4 protein-coding genes are annotated in these 3,938 nt (G+C 33.7%); all 4 read right to left on the bottom strand.

Annotated features, from left to right (window positions below):
* Positions 1-268: 268 nt before the first annotated feature.
* The gene (locus JST56_07020) at positions 269-1,180 is read right to left on the bottom strand and encodes a hypothetical protein (protein MBS1988709.1); all 912 of its coding nucleotides are present in this window, start codon (positions 1,178-1,180) and stop codon (positions 269-271) included.
* 635 nt (positions 1,181-1,815) lie between these two features.
* The gene (locus JST56_07015) at positions 1,816-2,403 is read right to left on the bottom strand and encodes a hypothetical protein (protein ID MBS1988708.1); all 588 of its coding nucleotides are present in this window, start codon (positions 2,401-2,403) and stop codon (positions 1,816-1,818) included.
* A gap of 12 nt (positions 2,404-2,415) precedes the next feature.
* On the bottom strand, positions 2,416-2,619 hold the full coding sequence (locus tag JST56_07010; protein ID MBS1988707.1) for a hypothetical protein: 204 nt from the start codon (positions 2,617-2,619) through the stop codon (positions 2,416-2,418).
* A gap of 218 nt (positions 2,620-2,837) precedes the next feature.
* Positions 2,838-3,938: hypothetical protein (locus JST56_07005; GenBank protein ID MBS1988706.1), on the bottom strand; the 1,101-nt coding region annotated here is incomplete at its 5' end.

The following is a 3,938-nucleotide window of genomic DNA, read 5'->3' as shown; positions in this document are numbered from 1 at the left end:
TTTTTATTGCCTCGTTTCGTGCCATCACAAAACGACTTTTACGCCGCTGTTGGTGTTATCACCAACCGGCGCAAGTTCTTATCGGCAAAACCTATTTTCCCAATCTTATTTGTCACTTTTTGCTTGCCCAAAAAGTAACCAAAAAAGGCAGCGACGCGTAATTACCCCTAAGCGTAGCATAGCCCTGATTTAGCTTTTGTACTACTGTAGTGCCAAGCAGCGGAACCCTGATTTTTTGCCTCGTCCTACGCCGCATGGTCGGCGGAAATTAGTCGGCAATGGGAATGATAACATTTCGTTTTATTACTTTGGTAATCCCTGAAAGATTATAAAATATCTTTTCCTCTTTTATTGTTGGGGTATTGTTATAATGATAAATTTCCTTACCCAATAAATGTTCGTTTTTATCAAATAGTGTTATAGCAATGGAATTATGTTCTCTGTCAATATTAATTTTTAAACATTCAACCGCTCCTGTATATCGTTTAGTATTTAATACTTCTTGGTCTGTTCTTTTTCTTATAGTATTATAAATACAAGATGTATCATTTGTCATCGCTTCAATAAAGAAATCGTACTTAGGAAAATAAAAAAATAACGGTAAATTCTCCCTCACTTTCCCATGCACTTTCGGGCGTTTTAGTTTAGCTATCGAATAAGAATAAGATTTATTTTTAAAAACCAATACCTTTGGTACAGGACTGATTTGATCCGAAGTGGTGAAAAGAAATGCATTATTATCCCATAGTATTTTTGCAATTTCCCATCTGTATTTTAAATATTCTGGCTTCATGTCCTCATCTTCAAAATATTTATTGATATACGCTGTTATTGGATTTTTCACCTTTAATACAAATGATTTTATAGTATCACTATTGGCGTAAGCACATAATGATTGAAACTCAGTTTTATCAATATTAAAAGTGTCGTTTTTAAGTATTTTTCTTGCTATGGTCTCAATTGCATTCTTTTTGGAATACCCTCTATTTGAAAAATATTCTAACATATAATTACTCCATATAATCCTATCTGTTCCTTTTGAATCTTTGAATACAATTAAATACTGTCGCATGGATGAAGTATTGTTTAAAATATGTAATACGCCATCTTTACTAACTTGTCCAACAGATTCTTTACTATACAATAACACAACTAAAGTTATTATTAAAATTTTTCTCATTTTTTCTCTAAGTTTAAAAATTCATTATTTCCTGCAGGAAATAAAAAATATAATGCTTTAACCTCTGGTTTCTGAATCAACTTAATAATATTTAATTCTGTAGTTTTTGGGTTTGCTCTAACTAAGGCAAGCGGATAATATTCTACTGATTTTCTTACGCCGCCGTTGGTGTTATCACCAACGGCTCAAGTTCATGTCAGCAAAACCTATTTTCCCAATTTTATTTGTCACTTTTTGCTTGCCCAAAAAGTAACCAAAAAAGGCAGCGACGCGTAATTACCCCCACGCGTCGCACAGCCCTGATTTAGCTTTTGTACTACTGTAGTGCCGGGCAGCGGGACCCTGATTTTTTGCCTCGTTTGGTTCAGCTCTTTTTGTGTCTTTTTTATTGCCTCGTTTCGTGCCATCACAATTAAATTACCTATTGCATCGTAGGTATAATTGGCGGATTCAGGTTGATGATCTATATCGCTCTTATAATTGTTGCTGTATGCTGTTTTATCTGTAACTCTTTTTAATTCGCGTTGAGAGAATTTATTATAAAAAAACTTTTTTTCTAAGGTATTAGTAGTTTTATGGGAACCTTTCTATGAGCGATTATTTTTTTAAGGTGCGTCTGTTGATAGGAAGAATATCTAAAGTAATTGTGAAAATTGCTTACTTGAGAAAACATGTAAATCTTTCTGAATATTCTTTAACCTTTCAACAAATAAAGTATTTTCTTTGTTGATTTTTGTTATCTCGATAATTTTTTTAAAAATTTGGTCCTTTTTTGAGATTACAAACTCAATAATCAGTTTTGTAACCTCAGCAAAGATATTCCTCATTTGAGAATTATTTTTAATAAATAAAAGTATATCTTTTTTATAAAAGAGCTTGTAATTTTCCAAGCAATAATCAAAAATGGTTATCTGAAATATATCACTATAAGATTTTATACTTTTAGTTCCGATTATATAAAAAAAATTCTTTGGAAATAATTTTAAAACAGCATTCAACAGAGTTTCAACATTACCTATATGTTTTTTTTTATATTTTATATATAAACTTTTTATTTTATTTAATATCCTATTTTTTATATTTGGATTATGTGCAATCTTTTTTAAAGGATACTCATCTAGGAAATATAGTACCGTTTCATCATCCATTTTTAATACAGCTTCAATGGTTCTATATTCAATTCGTTTTGCGTTAATTAATAAGGACACAATTTCTACATTCATAATGTATTCTATTTAATCAAGACTTATTTTGTTTTTTCCCGTTTTTCGACCAATCCGCTTTGCTTCTTCTTGTAATTTTTTCAAAACAGCTGTATTTCTTGCGGCTTTAGCTGCTTTATACAGTTCCTTAAGTTGCTCTACTGTTTTTCCAGTGTATTCATTATCAATCTTCTTTTTCCCTCCCTTGGAATATACAATATATCCAACTATAGCCACTTCAGGAGTTGTTATTTGCAAATCATGAATAACTGTTTGTATAGTTATACTGGTAAGTATTGCAGCAGTAGTTATAACAACAAGACCCGCAACAACTTTGGGGCAGGACCTCCAGGCGTATTCTCTAATGTCATTGCACCTGCAGACATCGCAACTTCAGTATCTGGTTTTTTAAAATCAAAACTATAGGTTAGGATTTTAGAATTCTCATCAGTTAGTTAAGGAACAAGCGAACCATTTTTTCCATAACCAGCGAAGCTACCATCTTTAGTCTTCCACAAAGCACCGTAAATATCACCATTAAATTCAAAAGCAGAAACACTACCTGGAGTAACATTAACCAACTTGGTACTTCCGTCTAAAGTCGAAGTATTTGAGTTGAGCACACTTGTTATTTTTGCACCGTCTGGAAGATTCATTGTTCCGCCATTAGGCATAGTTACTGTAGTATCGCTATTGCCGTAGGGATCTACATTAATTATTGGATTATTTGAAAATGCAGCATAAGGACTTTCATGTTCTTTTCGGACAGGATCACAGTTCCAACGTCTGCCCAAGCGAGGATCCATTTCCCAAAACTGGGCTGTGTAACTATTTCCTTCGCCTTTTATTTCATCCGATTTCTCTTGTCCGTTAAACCCATACCTGTACCCACCTTTATTCGCATATTGATAACCACTACCAACACTTCCTCCATCATCATTTACATAACCATTTAAAATAAAATCATCCATCCTGAAAGTGCCTTGGGCATTGCCGTTGGGATAGGCTGCATCATGATCGTAAAGTTTTAATAAAACCGTTATGCTGCCGGTGAGGTTTTCTACAGCATTTTTTACTTGTACTGTGCCGGTGCTTTTTACAGTGTTGTTTCCTGTTCCGCCGGTGGCGGGATAATAAAGTGTGCTATCTCCAACTTCAATTCCATTTATGTACATTTTCCAATGCCTGTAACCGGAATTACTTACCCTGTTATAAAATGAAAATGATTTTATCCCTACTTTCTTACCACTCGCAATATTAAGTGTTAGGGTTACAGTTGATGTATCTGAAGTACTGTTATCAAAAGCAATGGCTTTTCCCATATTAGTATTGCTTGCGTAATTCGTCCACATACTCCGGCTGTTTGTCCAGGAACTGTTGCTAAGGTTAGCGTTGATAACATTAGGCACAGTTACATAAGGATGAACAGACGGTGTATCGCTAAAGCTATGTTTATATAATTCTATAACTGTTGTATCAATTACCGCTGCTGCTTCAGTAGAGGTTGTTCCTACAATGTAAGTAGTTGTATCTATATAAAACTGACGCTGCGGCAT

Source organism: Candidatus Dependentiae bacterium, assembly GCA_018266175.1.
Taxonomy (GTDB): Bacteria; Babelota; Babeliae; order Babelales; family RVW-14; genus JAFEAY01.
Note: the sequence above shows the minus strand (reverse complement) of the source record. Positions and strands in the feature narration are given on the sequence as shown.

Coding starts and splice junctions, on each gene's coding strand:
- JST56_07020 (MBS1988709.1), bottom strand. CDS start 1,180: ATGAGAAAAATTTTAATAATAACTTTAGTTGTGTTATTGTATAGTAAA.
- JST56_07015 (MBS1988708.1), bottom strand. CDS start 2,403: ATGAATGTAGAAATTGTGTCCTTATTAATTAACGCAAAACGAATTGAA.